Origin of the sequence: Halalkalibacter flavus (assembly GCF_036663575.1) — a bacterium.
GTDB classification, from domain to species: Bacteria; Bacillota; Bacilli; order Bacillales; family Bacillaceae_D; genus Halalkalibacter; species Halalkalibacter flavus.
On the sequence record NZ_JAWRVK010000282.1, the window covers coordinates 1 to 262 of the forward strand.

The following is a 262-nucleotide window of genomic DNA, read 5'->3' on the forward strand; positions in this document are numbered from 1 at the left end:
TGGCTAAGAAAGACCTTATCGGGTTTGGCCTTCAAATTTGAAGAAATGCAACAACTAGGCATACATGGACTCTTACCTCCAGTCGTAAAGTAGCAGGATGAGCAGCTCAAGGGAGTCAGAGCCATTTTCGACCAGATTCAAGACACTCTTGAAAAATACATTTATGTTATGGACCTGAGTTCCAGGCATCAACAGCTGTTCTACAGATTTCTCAACGAAAACCTCGAAGATGTTATGCCCATTGTATATACCCCGACTGTCG

The 262-nt window shown here is 43.1% G+C and carries 1 protein-coding gene; it reads left to right on the top strand.

Annotated elements, in window-relative coordinates:
• Nucleotides 1–168: 168 nt before the first annotated feature.
• The coding region (locus tag SAY88_RS26210; RefSeq protein ID WP_431308928.1) for a hypothetical protein at nt 169–262 on the top strand (94 nt) is incomplete at its 3' end.